Origin of the sequence: Butyrivibrio hungatei (assembly GCF_001858005.1) — a bacterium.
In the GTDB taxonomy this organism is placed as follows: domain Bacteria; phylum Bacillota; class Clostridia; order Lachnospirales; family Lachnospiraceae; genus Butyrivibrio; species Butyrivibrio hungatei.
In genome coordinates, this window is record NZ_CP017831.1 from 2,462,194 (window position 1) to 2,484,428 (window position 22,235).

Annotated in this window: 22 protein-coding genes; 5 read left to right on the forward strand and 17 right to left on the reverse strand. The window is 41.0% G+C overall.

The features are described from left to right. Window positions 1–102 precede the first annotated feature (102 nt). On the forward strand, window positions 103–285 hold the full coding sequence (locus bhn_RS16105) for a DUF4250 domain-containing protein (RefSeq protein WP_071176815.1): 183 nt from the start codon (window positions 103–105) through the stop codon (window positions 283–285). Window positions 286–292: 7 nt separating this feature from the next. Here bhn_RS16105 and clpB read toward each other — a convergent pair whose 3' ends face one another. The 4 genes from clpB to bhn_RS11425 form a co-directional block, all read right to left on the reverse strand. Continuing rightward, window positions 293–2,881 (reverse strand): ATP-dependent chaperone ClpB, encoded by a 2,589-nt coding sequence (gene clpB / locus bhn_RS11410; protein ID WP_071176816.1) that lies wholly within the window; start codon window positions 2,879–2,881, stop codon window positions 293–295. A gap of 105 nt (window positions 2,882–2,986) precedes the next feature. After that, window positions 2,987–4,132, reverse strand: a complete 1,146-nt coding sequence (locus tag bhn_RS15950; RefSeq protein ID WP_236845913.1) for a cob(I)yrinic acid a,c-diamide adenosyltransferase — start codon at window positions 4,130–4,132, stop codon at window positions 2,987–2,989. Next, a complete protein-coding gene (locus bhn_RS11420) occupies window positions 4,133–4,738 on the reverse strand; it encodes an HdeD family acid-resistance protein (protein ID WP_071176817.1) in 606 nt (201 codons plus the stop codon). A gap of 53 nt (window positions 4,739–4,791) precedes the next feature. Then, complete coding sequence (locus tag bhn_RS11425) at window positions 4,792–5,523, reverse strand: tRNA threonylcarbamoyladenosine dehydratase (protein WP_071176818.1); 732 nt, start codon at window positions 5,521–5,523, stop codon at window positions 4,792–4,794. A gap of 151 nt (window positions 5,524–5,674) precedes the next feature. Here bhn_RS11425 and yihA point away from each other — a divergent pair, with 151 nt between their 5' ends. Continuing rightward, on the forward strand, window positions 5,675–6,274 hold the full coding sequence (gene yihA, locus bhn_RS11430) for a ribosome biogenesis GTP-binding protein YihA/YsxC (RefSeq protein ID WP_071176819.1): 600 nt from the start codon (window positions 5,675–5,677) through the stop codon (window positions 6,272–6,274). A gap of 53 nt (window positions 6,275–6,327) precedes the next feature. Here yihA and bhn_RS11435 read toward each other — a convergent pair whose 3' ends face one another. The 5 genes from bhn_RS11435 to bhn_RS11455 form a co-directional block, all read right to left on the reverse strand. Then, the gene (locus bhn_RS11435) at window positions 6,328–8,109 is read right to left on the reverse strand and encodes an ABC transporter ATP-binding protein (protein WP_071176820.1); all 1,782 of its coding nucleotides are present in this window, start codon (window positions 8,107–8,109) and stop codon (window positions 6,328–6,330) included. Next, entirely contained in the window at window positions 8,109–9,842 is a 1,734-nt protein-coding gene (locus bhn_RS11440) for an ABC transporter ATP-binding protein (RefSeq protein WP_083385952.1), read from the reverse strand. Before bhn_RS11440 ends, bhn_RS11435 begins: the two co-directional genes overlap by 1 nt. 319 nt (window positions 9,843–10,161) lie before the next feature. Beyond that, a complete protein-coding gene (gene clpX, locus bhn_RS11445; RefSeq protein WP_071176821.1) occupies window positions 10,162–11,439 on the reverse strand; it encodes an ATP-dependent Clp protease ATP-binding subunit ClpX in 1,278 nt (425 codons plus the stop codon). Window positions 11,440–11,460: 21 nt separating this feature from the next. Further along, the gene (gene clpP, locus bhn_RS11450) at window positions 11,461–12,063 is read right to left on the reverse strand and encodes an ATP-dependent Clp endopeptidase proteolytic subunit ClpP (RefSeq protein WP_071176822.1); all 603 of its coding nucleotides are present in this window, start codon (window positions 12,061–12,063) and stop codon (window positions 11,461–11,463) included. A gap of 207 nt (window positions 12,064–12,270) precedes the next feature. Then, a complete protein-coding gene (locus tag bhn_RS11455) occupies window positions 12,271–12,465 on the reverse strand; it encodes a hypothetical protein (RefSeq protein ID WP_071176823.1) in 195 nt (64 codons plus the stop codon). Window positions 12,466–12,589: 124 nt separating this feature from the next. Between bhn_RS11455 and bhn_RS11460 the strand changes: the two genes are divergently transcribed. Next, complete coding sequence (locus tag bhn_RS11460) at window positions 12,590–12,874, forward strand: hypothetical protein (protein ID WP_148661948.1); 285 nt, start codon at window positions 12,590–12,592, stop codon at window positions 12,872–12,874. A gap of 119 nt (window positions 12,875–12,993) precedes the next feature. On the opposite strand, the gene tig is transcribed toward bhn_RS11460, so the two are convergent. From tig to bhn_RS11475, 3 genes are all read right to left on the reverse strand, one after another. Next, complete coding sequence (gene tig, locus bhn_RS11465; RefSeq protein WP_083385955.1) at window positions 12,994–14,502, reverse strand: trigger factor; 1,509 nt, start codon at window positions 14,500–14,502, stop codon at window positions 12,994–12,996. Window positions 14,503–14,813: 311 nt separating this feature from the next. Beyond that, window positions 14,814–15,266, reverse strand: coding sequence for a GNAT family N-acetyltransferase (locus bhn_RS11470; protein ID WP_071176825.1), 453 nt, complete (start codon window positions 15,264–15,266; stop codon window positions 14,814–14,816). Window positions 15,267–15,291: 25 nt separating this feature from the next. Further along, a complete protein-coding gene (locus bhn_RS11475) occupies window positions 15,292–15,843 on the reverse strand; it encodes a DJ-1 family glyoxalase III (protein WP_071176826.1) in 552 nt (183 codons plus the stop codon). Between the two features lie 143 nt (window positions 15,844–15,986). On the opposite strand from bhn_RS11475, the gene bhn_RS11480 reads away from it, so the two are divergent. Next, window positions 15,987–16,517 carry a CYTH domain-containing protein gene (locus tag bhn_RS11480; RefSeq protein WP_071176827.1) on the forward strand — a complete coding sequence of 177 codons (531 nt, stop codon included), beginning with the start codon at window positions 15,987–15,989 and terminating at the stop codon, window positions 16,515–16,517. Between the two features lie 105 nt (window positions 16,518–16,622). Here bhn_RS11480 and bhn_RS11485 read toward each other — a convergent pair whose 3' ends face one another. From bhn_RS11485 to bhn_RS11500, 4 genes are all read right to left on the reverse strand, one after another. After that, on the reverse strand, window positions 16,623–17,651 hold the full coding sequence (locus bhn_RS11485; RefSeq protein ID WP_071176828.1) for a LacI family DNA-binding transcriptional regulator: 1,029 nt from the start codon (window positions 17,649–17,651) through the stop codon (window positions 16,623–16,625). 25 nt (window positions 17,652–17,676) lie between these two features. Then, window positions 17,677–19,197: a 4-alpha-glucanotransferase gene (malQ, locus tag bhn_RS11490; protein WP_071176829.1), complete on the reverse strand. Its 1,521-nt coding sequence runs from the start codon at window positions 19,195–19,197 to the stop codon at window positions 17,677–17,679. Window positions 19,198–19,308: 111 nt separating this feature from the next. After that, a complete protein-coding gene (locus bhn_RS11495) occupies window positions 19,309–20,250 on the reverse strand; it encodes a carbohydrate kinase family protein (protein WP_071176830.1) in 942 nt (313 codons plus the stop codon). Window positions 20,251–20,261: 11 nt separating this feature from the next. Next, window positions 20,262–20,864: a TetR/AcrR family transcriptional regulator gene (locus bhn_RS11500; RefSeq protein ID WP_071176831.1), complete on the reverse strand. Its 603-nt coding sequence runs from the start codon at window positions 20,862–20,864 to the stop codon at window positions 20,262–20,264. A gap of 176 nt (window positions 20,865–21,040) precedes the next feature. On the opposite strand from bhn_RS11500, the gene bhn_RS11505 reads away from it, so the two are divergent. Next, entirely contained in the window at window positions 21,041–21,331 is a 291-nt protein-coding gene (locus tag bhn_RS11505) for a hypothetical protein (RefSeq protein ID WP_071176832.1), read from the forward strand. A gap of 49 nt (window positions 21,332–21,380) precedes the next feature. Here bhn_RS11505 and bhn_RS11510 read toward each other — a convergent pair whose 3' ends face one another. After that, a complete protein-coding gene (locus bhn_RS11510; protein ID WP_071176833.1) occupies window positions 21,381–22,235 on the reverse strand; it encodes a DUF2225 domain-containing protein in 855 nt (284 codons plus the stop codon).

Genomic DNA, 22,235 nt, shown 5'->3' on the forward strand with positions numbered 1-22,235 from the left:
TAACACAATAATTATACACCCACAAAATAGGCACTTTCAACATAATGTGGTAATTTATAAAACTTTTATCAAGATGTTGGGGCGCTAAAAAAGGAGACAAAAATGTTACCTCAAGATCCAATCATGTTAATGAGCTACCTGAACACAAAACTTCGCGATAATTATAGTTCTTTACAGGCTTTCGCTGATGACAACAACCTTTCATCAGAGGAGCTCTTATCCATAACAAAAAAACTGGAAGCAGCCGGCTTCACATACAATGCCGACCGCAACCAGTTTATCTGATAATTTTTTATACAGCTTTAGCTTTTAATTCTCCATCTACTACATCAAACTCAATTGTTCCGTGAGGTCTTACCTGATCCTCAAGAATGAGTTTTGCAGATAAAGTTTCTACATTTTTTTGGATGAAACGCTTGAGTGGACGTGCGCCGTAGATTGGGTCGTAGGCGTTGTCTACTACGAAGGTCTTGGCTGCGTCTGTGAGGGTAATGGAGATTTCTCTATCTTCGAGACGCTTGTTGAGATCTGCTACTACCAGATCTATGATTCCGCCAATGTTGTCCTTGGTAAGAGGCTTGAACATAATGGTTTCATCTAGTCTGTTAAGGAACTCAGGTCTAAAGTGAGCTCTTAGATCATCCATAACTTCTTTTTCTGCAGCAGGGTCAATGCTTCCATCATCCTTTATGCCATCAAGAAGGTACTGGGCACCAATATTTGACGTCATGATGAGAATAGTATTCTTGAAATCCACTGTTCTGCCCTGAGAATCTGTGATACGTCCATCGTCAAGAACCTGCAGCAGCACGTTGAATACGTCTGGATGAGCTTTCTCAACTTCATCAAAAAGAACTACCGCATAAGGTTTTCTTCTGACAGCCTCTGTAAGCTGTCCGCCTTCGTCATATCCCACATATCCTGGAGGCGCTCCGATAAGTCTGGAGACGCTGTATTTCTCCATATATTCACTCATATCGATGCGGACCATGTTGTTCTCATCATCAAAAAGTGCCTGAGCAAGGCTTTTAGCAAGCTCTGTCTTACCAACACCAGTTGGTCCAAGGAAAAGGAATGAACCGATAGGCTTGGTAGGATCTTTGATTCCAGCTTTGGATCTCATGATAGCCTCTGAGACAAGGGTCACAGCATTATCCTGGCCAATGACTCTCTGATGAAGCTCATCTCCAAGATGAAGTGTCTTATTTCTCTCACTCTCAGTTAACTTGCTCACAGGAATACCAGTCCATCTGCTGATGATTCCTGCAATCTCGTCCTCTGAAACTCTCTCATGTACAAGAGCTCCGTCTGACTCTTTTTCACGAGCGGCTTCCTCTGCTTCTTCAAGTTCTTTCTTGAGTGCTGGAAGCTTGCCGTACTGAAGCTCACCAGCTTTCTCATAATCGCCATTTCTCTGAGCTATAGCAATCTCTGAATTGATAGTATCTATCTGCTCACGCATAGCTGCAAGCTTGTCCACAGCCTCTTTTTCATTGGCCCACTGAGCCTTTCTGGCATTGAAATCTTCGCTAAGTTCTGCAAGTTCCTTCTGAAGGTTGGAAAGTCTCTCCTTGCTAAGGGAGTCATCTTCCTTCTTGAGAGCTGCCTCCTCGATCTGCAACTGCATGATCTTACGGTTCATCTCATCAAGTTCAGCTGGCATCGAATCCATCTCTGTCTTGATAAGAGCACAGGCCTCATCTACAAGGTCGATAGCCTTATCTGGAAGGAATCTGTCTGAAATATATCTGTTAGAAAGAACTGCTGCACTCACAAGAGCACTGTCCATGATCTTAACACCATGGAACACTTCATATCTTTCTTTTAATCCACGAAGGATGCTGATGGTATCCTCAACTGTTGGCTCTTCCACCATGACCGGCTGAAAACGTCTTTCAAGAGCCGCATCCTTCTCAATGTACTGTCTGTACTCATTGAGAGTTGTAGCGCCGATGCAATGCAACTCACCTCTAGCAAGCATAGGTTTGAGCATATTACCTGCATCCATCGCGCCGTCAGTCTTGCCTGCTCCAACGATCAAGTGAAGCTCATCTATGAAAAGGATGATCTCACCGTCAGATTCCTTGACATCCTCAAGAACTGCCTTAAGTCTCTCTTCAAACTCGCCTCTATACTTGGCGCCAGCCACAAGTGCACCCATATCAAGTGAAAAGATCTTCTTGTCCTTTAACGCTGTTGGCACATCGCCACTGGCTATTCTCTGAGCAAGAGCCTCAACTACCGCAGTCTTACCAACACCAGGCTCACCAATGAGGACCGGATTATTCTTGCTCTTTCTGGAAAGGATTCTGATCACATTTCTGATCTCGGTATCTCTGCCAATTACAGGATCAAGCTTCTGCTTCCTTGCCCTCTCAACCAGTTCTGTTCCGTACTTGTTGAGAGTATCGTAGGTTGCCTCAGGATTATCAGTTGTAACATTCCTGTTACCTCTGACCTCTGCCAGAACCTGAAGGAATCTGTTCCTGTCTATACCAAACTCCTTGAAGATCTCCTTGACCTCTCTATTAGGTCTCTTCATAACTGCAAGGAAAAGACATTCAACTGGAACATAGGAATCTCCAAGAGCCTTGGCCTCATCTTCAGCTGATAAAAGAGCTCTGTTAAGATCAGCTCCAATATATGGCTGTCCTCCCTGAACCTTAGTCCTCTTCTCAATTGCGTCAATGATCCTGTTAAGGAAAGTCTCACTGTTAATGCCCATCTTCTCAATGAGCTTGGCTATAAGGCTATCCTCGATCGTCATAAGAGAATAAAGGAGATGTTCCTGTTCAATCTCCTGATTGCCATATTCCATAGCAACTTTCTCACAGCCGTTGACTGCCTCTATGGACTTCTGTGTGAATTTCTGTATATTCATAGGCACCTCCCTTCTAACTTCTAAGCGCCCCACATAAAAAAGACATTATGTCTTTGTGTTTGTTGTTCTATTACAACTATAACACACAAAAACATAATGTCAACATTAAAATTCTATTCCAAGTCTTCCCTGTATTCCCGCATCAAAAGGGTGTTTCACCTTTTCCATACGTGTAATATAATCTGCATGCTCCACAAAGAAATCATCCGCATTTCTTCCAGTTAAGACTATCTCCATATTCTCCGGTTTATTAGCTATCAGATCCTGAAGCCTTGCCTTATCAATGATTCCAAAGTTCCAGGGATAGGTCACCTCATCAAGCACCAGAACATCGCATTTTCCAGTCCTGACCTTATCAGTTATCTTATCTAATATCTCATTATGAGCCTTTGTGAAAAGAGCTATACTCTCCTCGTCATCTTTCTTAAACCAGCCCATATCCTCTTCTTTTCTGATCACAGTAATATTAGGCAAGATCTCAAAAGAGTTAAGCTCTGAAGTATCTCTTCCCTTCATGAACTGTGAAAAGATGACTTTTTTACCAGCTCCTGCTGCCCTGACAGATAGCCCTATAGCTGCAGTTGTCTTGCCCTTACCTTCTCCGGTATATAAGTGGATAAGGCCCTTTTCTTTGGGTGAAGCCTTAGTCTCTGCCTCATTGTCTACATGGCTTGCCTTATATTTCTCCACTCTCATACTGCAATTTACGGCATTACATTCAGCACACTTAGAATGGCTTTCCTGCTTCTTGTCATATAACTTTGTTGTAAAGAGAACGCTCTTTTTAGGCAAAAGCATATATGCTTCGTTATATCTTATCTTCTTTTGACCAAGCTTTTTCATGACGGCAGGAATCTCTTCAAGTGGAAATTCCTTGCTTCCAGCATAGATATATCCACCAGCATAAAGCCCTGTCATTTCATGGATCTTTACATCAATCTGATCATAAGCCTTAGACAAAAGCTCAAGTCCAAGGCAATCTACAATATAGGCTCCATGAATATCCTGCTGCCTCACAAGGACATTCTGGTATTCATCAAAAGCTCTTCCAAGGCTCGCAACAACTGTTGCCACCTTGCCGCCATTTTCATCCTCTTCAACTATATGGTGAAAAATAGCATGAACTCTGGGGTGAACCTTCCTGTAAAGCTTTATGATCTCGTTTTTATCTTCTTCATTAAAATGATATCGCTTGATGAAATCAGAAAAACAGTTTTCATCAAGCGATACATCAAGTGCTTCAAAAGTCATTTATTTCTTTCCTTCATCAACATCTTCTATAACCGCTTCAACATCGATAGGTTCTAGATCCTCTTCAGCTTTTCTAGAATACTTGCCCACTCTTGAAACTGTCCAAATATTGGATATTCCGTCATAGACAAGGAAAATTCCTATGATAATGACTGCAAACTTCTTGAAAAAAGCAGGATCAACAATAAGAAATACACCCATTCCAATAGTTATGATAGCAAGAACGAGTGAAAGCCACCAAAGTGGATATTTGTAGCTCACAAGTGAAAATGTCTGCGACAGGTTGACCATTCCTGTGATCAGGATAAAGAGACCGAATATCTTAGGAATAAGATCTGTAAAATCGTTAGGATTAAAGAATATCCAGGTTCCAACGCCCACAATGATAATCCCAATGATGAATCCGCTGGAATGAAAAAAATTCTTTTCTTTGTGGACAAAGTAGCTAACGACCATCACTACTCCTGCAAGGAATAGCAAGATAGCCAGTGCTCTTGCCATAATGACAAGACTTGCTTTTGGCCAAAAGATAAGCACAAAGCCTATAGTGATCATGATAAGAGCTTCAAAAACGTGGTTAAGTTTTAATTTCTTAAGCTTTTCCATCTCCCCACCTCCAACAATATAAATATATTATAGTCCATTTAAAACACTATTGATTAAATTCCGCTCAAATCTTTTACAATTTCTCCTGCAATCAAAAGACCTGCTACAGCCGGTACAAATGCTGTGCTTCCTGGTGTGGTTCTTTTACCGACAGGCTTAGTGTCCGTTTCAGAAGAGTTTGAAGGATCAGTCATAGGTGTGATCGGTTCCTCATCTGAATAAACAACCTTCAGATGCTTCACATTTCTTTTCTTAAGCTCCCTTCGCATAACTCTTGCCAATGGGCAAATGCTGGTATCATAGATGTCTGCCACTTTAAATCTGCTGGCATCCAATTTATTACCTGCTCCCATAGCGCTTATGACAGGCACATTCTCTTTTTGTGCACGCATTATAAGCTCAATCTTGGCAGTTACTGTATCTACTGCATCTACAACGTAGTCATACTGAGAAAAGTCAAATTCATCTGCATTTTCAGGAAGGAAAAAGCAGTTATGGATCGTAACATCAACATCTGGATTAATATCAAGCATACGTTCCTTCATAACTTCCGTCTTGTACCTTCCAATTGTCTTTCTGGTGGCAATGATCTGGCGGTTCAAGTTGCTAAGGCAAACCGTATCATTATCAATTAAGTCGAATGCCCCTATCCCGCTTCGTACAAGGACTTCGCATACATATCCGCCAACTCCGCCAATTCCAAAGACAGCTACCCTCTTTTTATGTAATTCTTCTACTTTATCCTGACCGATCAAAAGTGCGGTCCTGGAAAACTGCTCTGACATAATCTCACCTTTCAAACTCCTAGTCTTAACTGAAAAAAGCTTATCCTCATTTTCATACTGTGTCAACCGGATCAAAAGCTTATTTTTGCCTAAAATATCATTATAGTGTAGAATCTAGAATTAGAAAAAGAAAGGAATGATCTAATCTATTATGGTAATTAAAAATGTTAATTTAGAGACAGTTTGCGGTATTACCAGTACTCTTCCAGAGAATGAGCATCCAGAATTTGCCTTTGCCGGAAAGAGTAATGTGGGCAAGAGCTCTCTTATAAATGGAATAATGAATAGAAAAAACTACGCAAGGACATCTCAGGAGCCAGGTAAGACTCAGACCATCAACTACTACAACATAAATGATGAGTTTTATCTTGTGGACCTTCCTGGATACGGATTTGCGAGAGTTCCTGAAAAGGTTAAGGCTCAGTGGGGCGAAATGGTTGAAAGATATCTTCATTCATCCAAGCAGCTTCTTAGAGTATTTCTTTTGATCGATATCAGACACGAGCCATCAGCCAATGATGTTCAGATGTACAAATGGATCGTTCATCAGGGCTTCCAGCCTGTTATCATTGCAACCAAATCTGACAAGATCAAAAAGAGCCAGCACGAGAAGCACCTCAATATGCTCCGTCAGGGACTTGGACTTCCAGATGAAGTTAAGATTTTCCCTTACTCAGCTCTTTCAAAAGAAGGCCGAGATGAGATCTACGATTTCATGGATGAACTTCTTGAAGCTAATGCAGATCAGTAATTTAAAAAGCTGCCATCAGTTAACCTGATGACAGCTTTTCTTTTTGTAATAGATTAAGCGAACTGCGCCATATATAGATCATAATAAGCACCATGCTTTGAAATTAGTTCGTCGTGACTTCCGCTTTCCTGAATGCCACCGTTATTTATTACAAATATGCGGTCTGCGTTCTTGATAGTAGAAAGTCTGTGAGCGATAACAAAGCTTGTTCTGCCATTTATAAGTGTCTGAATACCCTTCTGAACCAACATCTCAGTATGTGTGTCAATGCTGCTTGTGGCTTCATCAAGGATCAGGATCTTTGGCATTGATATCATGGTTCTTGCAAAGGCAATGAGCTGCTTCTGACCAATAGAAAGACCTGCTCCCTGTCCCTTAAGCTCTGTATCATAGCCTTTTTCCATCTTCATGATAAAGTCATGGGCATTTACTGACTTAGCTGCTGCGATCATCTCTTCCTCAGTAGCATCAGGCTTGCCGTACATGATGTTCTCTCTTACTGTACCATGGAAGATGAAGTTATCCTGAGTCATGACCCCCATCTGTCTGCGAAGGCTGTTGATAGTAACATCTGTAAGATCATGACCATCAATCTTGATCTTGCCCTTCTGAATGTCGTAGAAGCGGCTGATAAGATTTACGATGGTTGTCTTACCTGCTCCAGTAGGACCAACAAGAGCAATGGTCTCGCCAGGCTTTGCTGTAAAGCTAACGTTATCAAGAACTTTCGTCTCTTCGCTTGTTCCCTCATCGTAGGTAAATCCAACATTTTCAAAAGACACCTCTCCCTTAATATCAGGAAGTTCTGTGGCATCTTCTTTATCTACGATCTCAGCCTCAGTATCAAGAAGATCAAAGACTCTTTCTGCTGCTGAAAGATTAGTAACAAGCTGGTTGTAATATCCTGAAAGTCCCATAATTGGGCGCCAGAACATATTTGCATAGGTTGCAAAGGCAACAATGATACCAAGTGAGCTCTCGGTATAGCCAAGGAAATATATTGCAACCAGGTACATTACCATGCTGCTGATAGCCCAGCTCATATCAATCGCAGGTCCAAAGAGATCTGAATACTTGCAAGCCAGGATATAGGCATCTCTATGTTCATTAGCCAGCTGTCTGAAAGTAGACTTGGTCTCATTCTCAGCATGGAAGCTCTGTACAACTGAGATTCCAGCTATATCTTCATGAACATAGGCGTTCATGTTTGAAGATTTCTTTCTGGTATCTTCCCAGCTCTTATGAGTCTTTTCACGGATCCAGAAGATACAGATTATCATAACAGGCATGGAACAAAGGGTTCCAAGGGCAAGCTTCCAGTCTTTGATCAGCATGATAATCACAACGCCAATAACCGTCAGGAAGTTTGGGATGAGGTTAGTGATAGTGTTCTTCATAACCTCTTTTAACGAGTTAACATCACCGATAATCCTAGCCAGGATCTTACCTGTTGGTCTGTTGTCAAAAAATGTAAATGACAAAGTCTGTATGTGTTCATACAGTTCCTGCCTGATGTCCAGGAGGATCTTGTTGGCCATCTTGTTCATGAGGAAAAGTCTAAGCTCAACTGTTGCCACATATATGAGACTTAGTACCACGATCACAAGGATTATATTGACCAGTCCTTTTATATTTTTGTTTGCTACAAGTTCATCTATGGCATACTCAATAAGTAGCGGACTCTCAAGGTTTATTCCTACTCCTATCAAAAGAGATATGAGTACCGGGATGATTTCTTTTACATGAGGCCTTAGATAACCCATCATCCTTGAGATGACCTTCTTATAGTCCGTATGCCGCATGTTCTCATCTTCACGAAATGAGTTTGCTGCCATTACGCACTCACCTTCCTCTCGTCAAGAGCCCCATACTGTGCAACGAATGTATCGTAATAAAGGCCCTTTTTTGCAAGGAGTTCTTCGTGTGTGCCACGCTCAGCAATCCTGCCATCCTTGAGATATATGATCTCATCTGCATTTCTAACTGCTGATATTCTGTGAGCTACCACAACTCTTGTAACTCCTGTAATTCCATCTAATGTCTTTTGTATTTCTGACTCTGTCTCCATATCAAGGGCTGATGTAGAGTCATCAAGCACCAGGATAGGTGCCTTCTTGGAGATTGCTCTCGCAATGCTGATACGCTGCTTCTGTCCACCAGAAAGTCCAACGCCTCGCTCTCCGATTACTGTTTCGTAAGTGTCTTCAAGCTTCTCAATGAAGTCGCTTGCTTTGGCCATCTTGGCCGCATCCTTGATCTCTTCCATGGTCATCTCGTCTCTTCGACCCATTCTGATGTTTTCCTGAATTGAATCAGAGAAAAGAAATGCATCCTGCATAACAACTGCTGATGAGCCTCTTACCTGATCAAGGTCCATATCTTTGATCTCTACTCCATCAATCCTGATATTACCGCTTGTAGGATCATAGAATCTCTGAAGCAGGTTTATGATAGTAGACTTACCTGATCCTGTTTCGCCCATGATTCCAAGGGTCTTTCCTGCAGGAATCTTGAAGCTGATATCATTAAGGATTTCCTTCTCTCCAAATGAAAGAGATACCTTATCAAATTCAACTGAACCAGAAATCTTGTCTACATGAACGTTTTCCTCTGAATGAGCAAGAGTTGAATGTTCTTCGTAGATCTTTTTGATCTTCTTGAGTGAAGCAATGGAGCTTGAGAAATCATTTGTGATCCAGCCGATTTCCTCCATTGGCCATGTACAGTTGCGGCTGTAGATGATGTACGCCGCAAGATCACCAAGATCCATCTCTCCTCTTACTACTGCCATTCCGCCCAGAACAGCACATGCTACAGGAAGAAACATTGAAACAAGCTGCCAGATTGGATAGAACTTTATTATTGTCATGGCCTCTTTCATGTTAAGGTCATAATATTTCTGGTTGTGAGCAAGGAACTTTTCAATCTCCATCTTTTCCCTTGCAAAAGCCTTTACAGTTCTAACTCCTGTAAGGTTCTCTTCTGCAATAGTTGTAAGCTCCGCATTTTCCTCACTTATAGCATCGTAAACTTTATCAAGCTTCTTTTCCATGATGATGGCTGCTGATCCGGAGATCACCATGCATACAAATGGAAGGATAGTAAGTACTGGATTGATTCTAAACATGAAGAACAGCAAAAGTACTGCGTTTAAGATAACCTCCATACCCATCATGGCTTCCATTCCCACCATCTGGAAAACTTTATCTATATCATCCTTAACTCTGGCCATGAGTTCGCCAGTATTAGCACCATCAAAATAATCAAGTGACAGTCCCTGAATGTGGTCAAAGAGATCTTTTCTCATCTCTGTACCAATAGTTATGCAGTTTCTGTCAAAGGTAAATTCCTTGAAGTATCCAAAAATGCTGCGTCCAACACCAATAAGTATTATTGTCAGCAAAAATAAACCAAGTCTGTGAAAATCTCTACCTACAATAACTTCATTAACAAGTCTCTTAGTAACCTTTGGATATAACATATCCAGTGCAATAGCAAATAGCATGAAAGTCACTGCCATTGTATAGGTCTTCCAATGCTTTCGCACATAACTACCTAATGAATTCACTTTTTCTCCTCCTTTCAAAAATAAGCAATAACAACAGTTGTCCTCGGGGGAGTTCCATGCATAGAAAAGTACGCAAAAAAGCCCCCAGGCAAATCTCTTTACCTGGGGGCACTATGCACAAAACCATATTCAAATATGCAGCAAAGAAGCTACCTTATCCGAACATAATATCCCGAGGTAAAAAAACAGTGTTATTAAATAAATGAAATAAATTCGCCACTCTAATCATTTCTTTTACCTCGCTTTCTGAATAATTTTATCAGCTAGTAGCTTCGCTGATGTAGCTATCATCACACTTTAATGGAAACTTGTCAAGCTTTTATTTTGCCTGCTTAAGTTTTTTCTGGTCTCTGTGTACGATGAGAGGCTCGCTCTCGCCTTCTACAGCAGCGCTTGTAATAACACATTCGCTGATAGAATCGTCTGAAGGAATCTCGTACATTACGTTCATCATAGCTTTCTCCATGATAGAACGAAGTCCTCTTGCACCAGTCTCCCTCTCGTAAGCCATCTCTGCAATCTTCTGAACAGCTTCATCTTCAAATGAAAGCTTAACGTCATCAAAATCAAAGAGCTTCTGATACTGCTTAACAAGAGCATTCTTTGGCTGTGTGAGGATCTTTACAAGAGCCTCTTTTGAAAGTCCCTCAAGAGTTACTGTAATAGGCACACGTCCTACGAACTCAGGGATAAGTCCAAATTTAACAAGGTCCTGAGGAGTTACCTCCTTGAAGATCTCACCAATCTCTCTCTCGGACTTGTCTGCAATCTCTGCATTAAATCCGATTGAATTTCTATCAAGTCTTGCCTCTACGATCTTATCGAGACCATCAAACGCACCACCACAGATAAAGAGGATGTTGCTTGTATCGATCTGGATAAGTTCCTGATGTGGATGCTTTCTTCCGCCCTGAGGTGGAACGCTTGCGATCGTGCCTTCTACGATCTTAAGAAGTGCCTGCTGAACACCTTCACCAGATACATCTCTTGTGATAGATACGTTCTCGCTCTTCTTGGTGATCTTATCGATCTCATCGATATAAACGATACCGTACTGAGCTCGCTCGATATCATAGTCTGCATTCTGAATAAGCTTTAAAAGAATGTTCTCAACGTCTTCACCTACATAGCCTGCCTCAGTAAGTGTTGTAGCATCAGCTATAGCAAATGGAACATTGATGATCTTGGCAAGTGTCTGCGCAAGATATGTCTTACCTGAACCTGTAGGGCCTACCATGATGATGTTGCTCTTCTGAAGCTCTACATCATTTCCAACGCCTTCGCTCTTAGGAGCAAGTACACGTTTGTAGTGGTTATATACAGAAACAGCCAATACTTTCTTGGCTTCTTCCTGGCCGATTACATAATCATCAAGGAAATTCTTGATCTCAACAGGTTTAAGCAGATTGATGTCTTTGTCCATTACTGGCGCTGAAGTCTCATCATCTTCGAATTCCTCTTCGATGATATCTGCACAGATGTCTACGCACTCATCGCAGATATATACGCCTGCAGGTCCTGCTATAAGTTTTTTTACCTGATCCTGTGTCTTGTTACAAAAAGAGCACCTGATCTCTCCAGAATTCTTTCCTGCCATTTTATCTCCTTATAGTACTAATTATTTCTTTTCTTTTTCTGTAGGACGATTCTCTACGATAGAATCGATAAGTCCGTACTCAAGAGCTTCCTGAGCTGTAAGCCAGTTATCACGTTCTGTATCAGCACATACCTGCTCATAAGACTTACCTGTGTTCTCAGAGAGCATTCTATTCATCTTCTCTTTTGTTCTGATGATGTGCTTAGCTGCGATCTCAATCTCAGTAGCCTGTCCCTGTGTTCCGCCAAGTGGCTGGTGAATCATAACTTCTGCATTAGGAAGAGCCATTCTCTTGCCCTTAGCACCACCTGCAAGAAGGAATGCACCCATACTTGCTGCCATACCAATGCAGATTGTGCTGACATCACACTTGATGTACTGCATTGTGTCATAAATAGCCATTCCGGATGTGATCTCTCCTCCAGGGCTATTAATGTACATGTGGATATCCTTGTTAGGGTCTTCTGCTTCAAGGAAAAGAAGCTGTGCAACTACAGTACTTGCAGATGCAGCGTTAACCTCCTCACCAAGGAATACAATTCTTTCTTTTAAAAGTCTTGAGTAGATATCGTAAGATCTCTCTCCGCGACTGGTCTGTTCAATGACATAAGGTATCAAACTCATTATTCTAGTCCTCCAACTCTGCTGTCGTCAGCATTTTTGCACTACAACCTAACTAGTGCGGATGTGTATACCCTACAACAAACTATACACAACCAATTTATATTATACGTCCATATGTTCTTTTTTGAAAGACTTTTGCGCTATTTAATAAAAGTATAAGAAATGGTAAAATAACTGCTTGATAATACTCGCTTGAAAGGAAAGATATTACATGAAAAAAACTTTATTTTTACCCCTAGCTATTTTTTTACAGGGCCTTATATTTTTAGCCCTGGGATCTTTGGGAATCCTAACTATTTTTAATTTGACAACACCTATTGGGATAACTAATTTACTACTTTGGTTTTTGGTGTTTAGTCTGATCCCCTTAGCTTCAGGAAAAGATCTGAAATCATCCGCCATAAGCGGCCTCATCTTTTTGATCATTTGGGTGGTGATTGAAACACTTATGGAGCTGTTCTTAGTCCCTATACTATATGAAGTATCAGAGTTACTAGGCTATATCTTTTACGCCTTCCAAAGCATTTTGTGCTTAGAAAGCGCATTTGAGGTAGCACAGCGAAAAAGCGAGAAAACCGGAAGTAAAAATCCACTTTTCCTAATAGGTATCGTTGCTGCCTCTATCATCTTTGTTGTGGTGATCATACATTTCATCAATACTCTTCCAGAGTATAATACGAGTTCATCCTTTTTCTCTATGGTGACAGACAATAGCCTTCCAAGATATGATGCATGCAAAAAGGCTCTCGCAATCTTCTATTCAGTTGCAGGTTCATTCCTTGCCTTGTATCACACCTATAGAAAAGAATAAGGTTCTACCACTATAAATTTTTTCTTAGTGAATGAAGATAATAGCATATAGAAATACCCTCCTTACTGGTTACCAGTAAAGAGGGTATTTCTTATTGACTACTTATGTCTTATACAGAATTACTCTTCTGTCTTTTTCTTTCTTGTTGTTGTCTTCTTTGGCTTTTCTTCAGCGTCAGCCTTCTTTGTTGTTGTCTTCTTAGTAGCTGTCTTCTTTGCTGGCTTTTCTTCAGCATCAGCCTTCTTTGTTGTTGTCTTCTTAGCAGCTGTCTTCTTTGCTGGCTTCTCTTCTGCTTCGTCAGCCTTCTTTGTAGCTGTCTTCTTAGCAGCTGTCTTCTTTGCTGCAACTTCCTTAACGTTCTCTACAAGGAAATCTGCTGCCTTCTGAACAGCGAGGTCGCTACGCATTGTCTTCTGCTCAGACTCTGACATAAGCTCTTTAAGCTTAGAAAGCTCCATTCTGTACTGCTCAGCCATCTTCTTAAGCTCTTCCTCGAACTCTTCATCAGAAACTGTGATCTTTTCCTTCTCAGCAACTGCCTCAAGAACAAGACGAGCCTGAATTCTCTCTACAGCCTGTGGCTTAACCTGCTCAAGCATCTTGTCTACAGTGTTGCCTGTGTACTGAAGATACTGATCCATGCTCATGCCCTGCATCTGAAGTCTCTGAGCAAAATCATTAACAATCTGTCTAGCCTGAGTCTCAACCATAGCCTCAGGAAGCTCCATATCTGAATCCTCGATAACGGCCTTAACAACGAGATCTTCTCTCTTAGCCTTCTCTTCGTTTGTCTTTCTCTCAACAAGCTTGTTCTTAACATCTTCCTTGTACTCAGCAAGTGTATCGAAATCTGATACATCGCTAGCAAACTCATCATTGAGTTCAGGAAGCTCTTTAGCCTTGATAGCCTTGATTGTGCACTTGAATGTTGCAGCCTTACCTGCAAGCTCGTCTGCCTGGTAATCCTCAGGGAATGTTACGTTAACATCGCCTTCCTTACCGATTTCAAATCCAACAAGCTGCTCCTCGAATCCAGGAATGAAAGCGCCTGAACCGATTGTAAGAGGATAATCTGTTCCCTTTCCACCCTGGAAAGCCTTACCATCAACAAATCCCTCGAAATCAAGAGTTACGATATCGCCATCCTTAACAGCTCTGTCTGTAACTTCAACTGTTCTAGCGTTTGTATTTCTCTGCTTATCAATTTCAGCATCAACGTCAGCATCTGTAACGTCGATATCCATCTTAGGAGCTTCTACTCCCTTATATTTACCAAGCTTAACTGGAGGCTTAAGAGCTACCTCTGCTGTAAAGATGAAGTCCTTACCAGCCTCAAGCTGCTCTACATCGATCTTAGGTGAAGAAACAACATCCTCTCCACACTCCTCAATAGCCTTAGGATACTCTTCCTCGATGAGCTCGTTAGCTGCATCCTCATAGAATACTCCCTTGCCATACATCTGCTCGATCATCTTACGAGGAGCCTTACCTTTACGGAATCCAGGAATCTGGATCTTGCTCTTGTTCTTGTCGTAGGCTTTCTGAATAGCCTTCTCAAGCTGCTCTGCAGATACTGTGATCTTAAGCTTAGCCATGCTCTTTTCAAGCTTCTCAACTGTTACGCTCATGTTAACTAATATCTCCTTCTAAAAATATATTGTTTACAATTTATGTATTGTCCAATAATGCAATAAGCCCACTAAGGCACAATTGCCTTCAGATTATAACATAGGCAGTTTTATTTTTCCACTTATTTTTTAAAGAAAATTTCGAAGAAAAAGGGTGTTCAATATTGAACACCCTAGAAATTAAATCGAGATTCTTGTGGCTTTTTCTTGTAATACCATTCCCACATTTTTTCTTGCTTGGTATTACTGAGCTAATTGTCGATGATACCATTACTATCTTTTATTCTCTTTTGGTATCTCATAAGTTTCAATCAAAGCTTATATTGCATGAAATTCCCATTATGAATAAAGCCATAGGCAGTATAGAGCTTTACTCCCATATCAGATGCTGTGATCTGTACAGTTCCACAGCCGTAATCTCTAGCTTCTGTCACTACTCTGTCTAATAGTTCTTTTGCGATCCCCTGACGCCTATAGGTAGGATTTGTAAACATACTAGAAAGAAGGCCCATCTTACCGCTAGGGCATCCAAAATATGGAGGCTTCTCTACAAAAGACATACCGCTGGTTCCAATGATCTTGTCTCCATCAAGCGCAAGCCAAGAAACAAAGGTTCCGTCAGCCATATGACGCTCATAGTAATTCCTAAGTGCAGGAACCAGATCAATATCCTCCTTAGCCCCCTCTTCTCTAAGCTGATTAATCCTCATTTGGATAAATGTGTCTAGATCATCTTTGGTTAGTTTCCTGTATGTAATATTCATGTCGTCACCCCCGCACATGTTGATATTACTTGTTAAACACGATCTTCTTTGCCATGTCATCTGCTGCAGCTTTTCCGCAGAATCTCTCGATGATTGCAAGACCAAAAGGAATTGCTGTTCCCATGCCGCGACTTGTGATGAAGTTGCCATCTACTGTAACTTCTGTGGTTTGGACATCTGCTCCTAAAAGACCCTCTTCACATTCAGGGTAGCAGCATGCTCTTTTGCCCTGTAATAGACCAAGCTTGCCGTAAACAGTAGGAGCTGCGCAGATAGCCGCAAGGTCTTTTCCTGCGTCGTTATGCTTTATGATGGCATCTGTGAGTTTTTTGCAGTTGCCAAGGTTTGTTGTTCCAGGCTGTCCACCTGGCAGGATCAGCATATCAAAAGAACCAGTATCGATCTTGTCTAATACTGTATCCGCCTTAACTGTTATGTTATGAGATCCTGTAACCTCAACGGAATCAGTAATAGATGCTGTTGTTATCTCGATTCCCTGTCTTCTTAAAAGGTCCACCACTGTAAGTGCCTCGATCTCTTCAAATCCGTTTGCCAAAAAAAGTACTGTCTTTGCCATTATCTTTTCCTCCAATTAACTTTTATGTTCATATATTTAATCCGCATATTATAAATCTGCCTTTACTTTTCCATTGTACGTTAAGCTTATAACCATGTAAAATAAAAACTGCAGATAATATACTTAAGTTCAGAGGAAAAACCATGGGATTAGAAATAGAAAGAAAATTCACTGTAACAGAACTTCCACAGGATTTAGACAATTACCCTTTTCACATAATAGAGCAGGGCTATCTTAATGTCCGTCCCGCAATCCGTGTAAGACGCGAGGACGACATCTATTACATGACCTACAAAGGCGATAATACATTAGCCAAAGCCGGAGAAATCGGTAAGATCGAATATAATATGCCCCTTGATAAGGCCAGCTATGACCATATGGTTGAGAAGGCCGATGGCAATATGATCAGGAAAAAGAGATATCTCATTCCTCTAAATGAAGATGGCTTTTCCACAGAGTATCTGTCTGATCATCCAGATATCCACAAGAAAGTCAAAGAAAAAGACATCAAGATCGAACTTGATGTCTTTGAAGCTCCATTTGATGGAACAATAATTGCAGAAGTAGAATTCCCTGATGAGGAATCAGCTGCCGCCTACAAGCCTGCAAGCTGGTTTGTAGAGGATGTAACTGGGCAAAAAGAGTATAGCAATGCATATATGAGCGCCATGTAACAAGGGACGGAAGTGAGCCCTCAAGGGACGGAAGTTATGGCTCATTTTACTCTGTAAAATGAGCCATAACCTCCGTCCCTAGGGCTCACTTTCGTCCACGAGGACTCATCTCTTTGCTGTGGATTCTCCCACAATTAGTTCTCCGGGGAATACGATATGCTTGTGTCCGCTCTCTTCATCGATGATATTGAAGATAAGCTTCATAGTCTCTCGAGAAATGTCTTCAAGTGGCTGACGAAGTGTAGTAAGTCTTGGAACGCAAAATCTGGAAATATCCTGTCCGTCAAATCCTGCAACACTCACATCTTCCGGAACGCGGATCCCGGCATCAGCAAATGCTCTAAGAGCACCTACTGCCAGAACATCTGATATACAGTAAAGAGCTGTGAATTCCTCTCCTGAATCTATCAAAGCTTTAGTAGTCTTATAGCCATTTTCCATGGAATAGATCCTTCGATCCACATATCTTATAAGCTTTTCATCAACTTTGATTCCGTTAGCTTCAAGAGCTTCTACATATCCTTCAAGACGCTGCTTTACGATCGAAGGCTTGTCGCTTCCCTCTGAGAGGATAGCGATCCTCTTATGTCCAAGTCCGATAAGGTACTCAGTCATCTTGCGGCTCTCAAGCTTATCATCTACAGAAACCGTTGAATATGAGTTCTTACTAAGCTTTTCTGAAATATCTGAACCTACAGTTGCAAAAACTACAGGAACGTTAAGCTGTTTGAGCTTGTGAGAAGAATGCTTGGAGCTACCTCCCATAAAGATGATACCGCGCAGTCTCTTTTCTTTTTCCAGTTCGAGAGCAACATCAACCTCATCTTCATAGGCCTCAACGTGTCTAAGCACCAGAGCATACTTTCTCTCTTCTGCCTCTGCCTCAGCAATCTCTATCATTGGAGTAAAGAATGGGTTAGTAATACCTTTTACAAGAACAGCTATGCACTTTGCGTCTGTTCTCTTAAGGTTTCGTGCGCTATTATTTGGAATATACCCTGTTTCCTTGATAACCTCCATTATCCTTTTCTTGGTCTCTGGATTGATATCCGTATGGTTATTAAGGGCTCTGGATACAGTACTAACGCCTACTCCACATCTTTTCGCTATCTCAACAATTGTGATCTCTGCCATTATTAGTTCCTACCTGGTATTAGATTTAACTAAGTCTGCCATAGATTCTAGCATAATCGTGCATCCTCTGGCAAAGCTCTTTTGACAAAGCATCCTTCTTCATACGCCATGTCCAGTTGCCTCCCAAAGTAGATGGTGTGTTGATCCTAGCATAAGCGCCAAGTTCAAGGTAATCCTGCATAGGGATAATAGCTGTATCAGAAACGCTTGCAAACGCAGCTCTGATCATAGCCCATACTGCATCCTTGGCATAATGGATTCCAAGATATTCCTTGGCAAATCTCTTGTCATTTCTAGGAAGGTGGTCAAACCAGCCCCTGCAAGTCTCATTGTCATGAGTTCCTGTATATACAATACAGTTCTTTGTATAATTGTGTGGAAGATAATCACTCTCTTCCCTAGAATCAAAGGCAAATTCCAGGATCTTCATTCCCGGGAAGCCTGTCTTTTTAACAAGCCCTATAACTGTATCTGTAAGGAAGCCAAGATCCTCTGCAATGACCTTCTTGTCACCAAGCTGCTTCTTCATAACATCAAAGAGGTCATAGCCTGGTCCCTTGCGCCACTCACCAATCTCAGCAGTTGGATTGCCGTAAGGAATTGCATAGTACTCATCAAAACCTCTGAAGTGGTCGATCCTGACTACATCATAAAGTTTGTAGCACTGAGAGATTCTCTTAAGCCACCACTTATAGCCAGTTTTTTTGTGGTAATCCCATCTGTAGAGAGGGTTGCCCCAGAGCTGACCGGTAGCACTAAATGCATCTGGAGGGCAGCCTGCCACGTCAATTGGTGTGTTCTCTTTATCCAGTAAAAAGAGCTCTGGATTTGCCCAAGTATCTGCACTATCGAAGGCAACGTAAATCGGAATATCACCGATTATCTCGATTCCCTTAGAGTTGGCATAGGACTTAAGGGCTTCCCACTGCTTTGAGAAAAGATACTGAAGAAAGCTGTAGAAATCAACTTCCACTTTATACTTTTCATGAGCCTTCTTTAAGGCCTCTTTCTTTCTGAGTTTTATATCCTCTGACCATGTATTCCAGGCTTTTCCGCCATTGGCATCTTTTAATGCCATGAAAAGAGCATAGTCTGAAAGCCAGTCGTTATCCGGATTTTTCTTGAAGGCTTCAAATTCCTTTTTGATCTCTTTGGCAACGGGGCTCTTGTCTACATTGTCATAAGCGTTCTTAAGGAGTTTAAATCTTGAACGGTACAGCCTCTCATAATCTATCTTTTCCTCTGTGCCGCCAAAGTTGCATCCTAAAGCCTGTTTTCTGGTAAGAAGCCCATCTTTAATAAGGGCATTTATATCGATAAAATATGGATTCCCAGCAAATGTGGAGAAAGACTGATAAGGTGAATCTCCGTAACTTGTAGGTCCCAGCGGTAATATCTGCCAATAGCTCTGGCCTGCATCGCTTAAAAAGTCCACAAAGTCATAGGCTTCTTTTGAAAAGGCTCCGATACCATATTCAGAAGAAAGTGAAAAAATTGGTAAAAGAACTCCACATCGCCTTGTCTGTTTCTTTTCATTCTTTGCCATAGATATACCTCACTTTGATCATCGTCATTAAAAAAGTTACGGAAAAAATCACCGTTACCGGTAACGTTTCCGTAACTCTACTTTATCAGTTTTTTTTCATATTTTCAAGTTTTAGTTGCCATGTTCTTCAAATGGAGTCATCTTGATTCCCCAGATTAGATTTCTCCACTGCTCTACCTGTTCAGTGGTCATGAAGCCATTGGATGTGCCCATGAATCCAATCTTGTAAGAAGCAAACAACAGCGCATTCTTGATGGCATTAACGCTGTCGCCAGTTTCCATGTAATAGTGGAGGAAGCATGCAAAGAGGGCATTACCAGCACCGATAGTATTAACTACTTCATTGGTCTTGACAGTCTTGTAATGTGCTCTAATGTCCTTGGTCTTGTCGTAAATGATAAGTCCTTCACTACCCTGTCCAAGGATAATGACCTCAGTTCCATAGGTTGAAGCCATTCTGTCTATGAATGCGTATGGATCCTCTGTAAGAGTATCATCACTAAAATATAAAACCTTGGCTGGTTTTAAGAAGTCTGTATTATACTTCTCTTTTTCCGGATTATAATTTCTGATATTAACTGCTATAGGCTTATTATGCTCAGCAGCAGCTAATGCGAAAGGTCTGCAGAAATTGGCATTAGCAAGAACCATCATATCACAGCTATTTACCAGAGGAGTTACCATGGACATGTCATAGGTATTCTCTCTTAGATCCTTGATATCCTCAAAAATCTGCTGCTTTCTGTTCTTGTCATAGAAAACAACCTCAGTTGGAGTTTCATTCATCTGAGGAACAATATACTCAGTAGATAGTGTGACTTTCCTATCAGGTGGGTTGATGATTCCCAAATCCTGATTTCTTCCCACAATGGACATAAATGTAACATCATCGCCAAGCCACTTAAGAGCTAATGATTCATTATAAGCATCGCCTCCAACTGCAGTAAAAATGGAATCATTTGCACTAGTAAGTGGCACATAACTTACAGGAACCTTGTCAACTCTGACGATTGTCTCAATCTGTGTTACTCCAGCTACTAAGAATTTGCTCATTTGCGCCTCCTTTATGCCAATACCATTTTTTGTATCATATCAACATACTCCTCAGCTTCTTCGAGGAATAAATCAGCTCTGAAATTCTCACCTTTCACGTTTTCTGTAAGCAAACCATCTATTGTGTATTCCAGGATGTCTCCCAATCTGTCGTAATCAAAATGCGGCGGTAATACCGTTATATCAGCCCTTTCCTTTAGGGCTTCCATTATTCTCCTGTACTTATCACGTCTCTCACTTATCTGCGCCAGGGCTTCCGGATAAGTCTCCTCCTCAGCTTTTTTCAGGAAAAGATATATGTAAGGATACTGAGCCATGGCATTAGCCTTGGCTGATACTATCTGTTTGAAGAGCTCAAAGTATCCGTTTTCATCTTTATCCACATTCTGAGTAAGCTCCAATGTCGCAAATCTTGTGGCGTAATCATATAAAAAGGCATATAGCCCAATCTTACTTCCAAAGTAATGAAAGAGAAGTCCTTTACTGATATTCGCCGCCTTGACGATCTCATCGGTACTTGCATGATAATAGCCTCTTTCAGCAAATACATAGAGCGCAGCGTTTATCATACGATCCTGCTTTTCTTTCTTTAGTTCAAAAAATCTTTCATTCATTATGTCTTTTCCCCAAGTCCCCAATTGACCATCGTAGTCTAGGTTAATTATATCATTTATTACAGTAGTTATTCGAACGTTTTTACGTTATTTATCAAATTTTAATACAGTACACTTTTATTTATAAATAAATTGTATTAAAATAAAGTCAGCGTTTTGATAGGAGGATTCCCGATATGTCCAAAAACAATGGATTTGGTAAATTTATATTATTCTGCACTGCAGTAGGTGCTGCTGCCGCAGGAGCTTACTATTATCTTTCTAAGAGAGAAGCTGAAATTGCCGATGAATTCGATGATGAAGATTACGAAGACGTTGACGATTTCGAAGATGACCTCGAAGAAGAAAAAGACTACAAGAACTCATCTAGAAGATATGTTGATATAAAGACTACTTCCGAGACAGGTGATTCATCAAAAGAGCCTTCATCTTCAGAAGAATTCTTTGATGACGAAGAATCCAAATAATAATTATTAAAGATAAGGGACATAGGCTTTAGCCTATGTCCCATTTTTATTACTGCTCTTTTTCTTCAGCCATCATTTCTTTTAATAATCTTGCTTTATCTTTGATTCGGCTATTTGCTGTTCTGGATGTAAGGATCTCAGAGATCATCTTACCAGCTACATCGTAATCTCCTGTCTCCATTGCAAGTGCTGCAATAAGATAATCAAGAGTAGTTGAATCCATTCCTGCAATAGGGAACTCTTCTGACTGTCTAGCCATTACGAATCCGTTAAGTGCATTCTTTAAAAGTTCTTTCTCCTGAGCATCATTCTCATCCTTCTTTTTCTGATAATCAGGATCAGCAGAATCAAGTCTCTGAGTCTCACCTCTAAGTACCCATGCTGTCTTAAGACAGATATAAGCCTTCTCACTGTTCTTAGCCTTTTTAACTACAGCATTTGCAAGCGCAAGCTGATAAAGGTTCTTGGCATGCTCATATGTATATGTTGGCTCTTTGTAATCAAGCTTCTTGTAATTCATACAGATCTTGACTCTGATGTCATCGATCTGATACTTGTTAAGTGTATTGAAGTATCTTCCAAGTGCTGCGTATCCACACTCTGGACAAGCGATAACGTCATACTTGGTCTGGTCAAGCTCAGCGTAATCAGGTCTTAAGTCGATATCTACGGCCTTCATTCTGACTTTTCCAGTTCTGACGGTCTTTGCCTCAAAATCCATGTCGCATACAGGACACTTATACTTCTTGTCAAAAAGATAATCTTCTTCGTTAACAAGAGTAAGCTTCTTCTGAGGTTCACCCTGCTTTACAGCAGCCTCTTTTTTCTTTGGATCCTCAAAGAGATCTCCGCCTCCGATGTTTCCTAATCCAAGTTTTTCAAGTCCGGAAAAAATACCAGCCAT

Coding starts and splice junctions, on each gene's coding strand:
- bhn_RS11470 (WP_071176825.1), bottom strand. CDS start 15,266: ATGAATATTACATACAGGAAACTAACCAAAGATGATCTAGACACATTT.
- malQ (WP_071176829.1), bottom strand. CDS start 19,197: ATGGCAAAGAATGAAAAGAAACAGACAAGGCGATGTGGAGTTCTTTTA.
- yihA (WP_071176819.1), top strand. CDS start 5,675: ATGGTAATTAAAAATGTTAATTTAGAGACAGTTTGCGGTATTACCAGT.
- clpP (WP_071176822.1), bottom strand. CDS start 12,063: ATGAGTTTGATACCTTATGTCATTGAACAGACCAGTCGCGGAGAGAGA.
- bhn_RS11420 (WP_071176817.1), bottom strand. CDS start 4,738: ATGGAAAAGCTTAAGAAATTAAAACTTAACCACGTTTTTGAAGCTCTT.
- bhn_RS15950 (WP_236845913.1), bottom strand. CDS start 4,132: ATGACTTTTGAAGCACTTGATGTATCGCTTGATGAAAACTGTTTTTCT.
- tig (WP_083385955.1), bottom strand. CDS start 14,502: ATGAGCGTAACAGTTGAGAAGCTTGAAAAGAGCATGGCTAAGCTTAAG.
- bhn_RS11510 (WP_071176833.1), bottom strand. CDS start 22,235: ATGGCTGGTATTTTTTCCGGACTTGAAAAACTTGGATTAGGAAACATC.
- bhn_RS11455 (WP_071176823.1), bottom strand. CDS start 12,465: ATGGCGGATGATTTCAGATCTTTTCCTGAAGCTAAGGGGATCAGACTA.
- bhn_RS16105 (WP_071176815.1), top strand. CDS start 103: ATGTTACCTCAAGATCCAATCATGTTAATGAGCTACCTGAACACAAAA.
- clpB (WP_071176816.1), bottom strand. CDS start 2,881: ATGAATATACAGAAATTCACACAGAAGTCCATAGAGGCAGTCAACGGC.
- bhn_RS11505 (WP_071176832.1), top strand. CDS start 21,041: ATGTCCAAAAACAATGGATTTGGTAAATTTATATTATTCTGCACTGCA.
- bhn_RS11425 (WP_071176818.1), bottom strand. CDS start 5,523: ATGTCAGAGCAGTTTTCCAGGACCGCACTTTTGATCGGTCAGGATAAA.
- bhn_RS11480 (WP_071176827.1), top strand. CDS start 15,987: ATGGGATTAGAAATAGAAAGAAAATTCACTGTAACAGAACTTCCACAG.
- bhn_RS11500 (WP_071176831.1), bottom strand. CDS start 20,864: ATGAATGAAAGATTTTTTGAACTAAAGAAAGAAAAGCAGGATCGTATG.
- bhn_RS11485 (WP_071176828.1), bottom strand. CDS start 17,651: ATGGCAGAGATCACAATTGTTGAGATAGCGAAAAGATGTGGAGTAGGC.
- bhn_RS11435 (WP_071176820.1), bottom strand. CDS start 8,109: ATGGCAGCAAACTCATTTCGTGAAGATGAGAACATGCGGCATACGGAC.
- clpX (WP_071176821.1), bottom strand. CDS start 11,439: ATGGCAGGAAAGAATTCTGGAGAGATCAGGTGCTCTTTTTGTAACAAG.
- bhn_RS11475 (WP_071176826.1), bottom strand. CDS start 15,843: ATGGCAAAGACAGTACTTTTTTTGGCAAACGGATTTGAAGAGATCGAG.
- bhn_RS11495 (WP_071176830.1), bottom strand. CDS start 20,250: ATGAGCAAATTCTTAGTAGCTGGAGTAACACAGATTGAGACAATCGTC.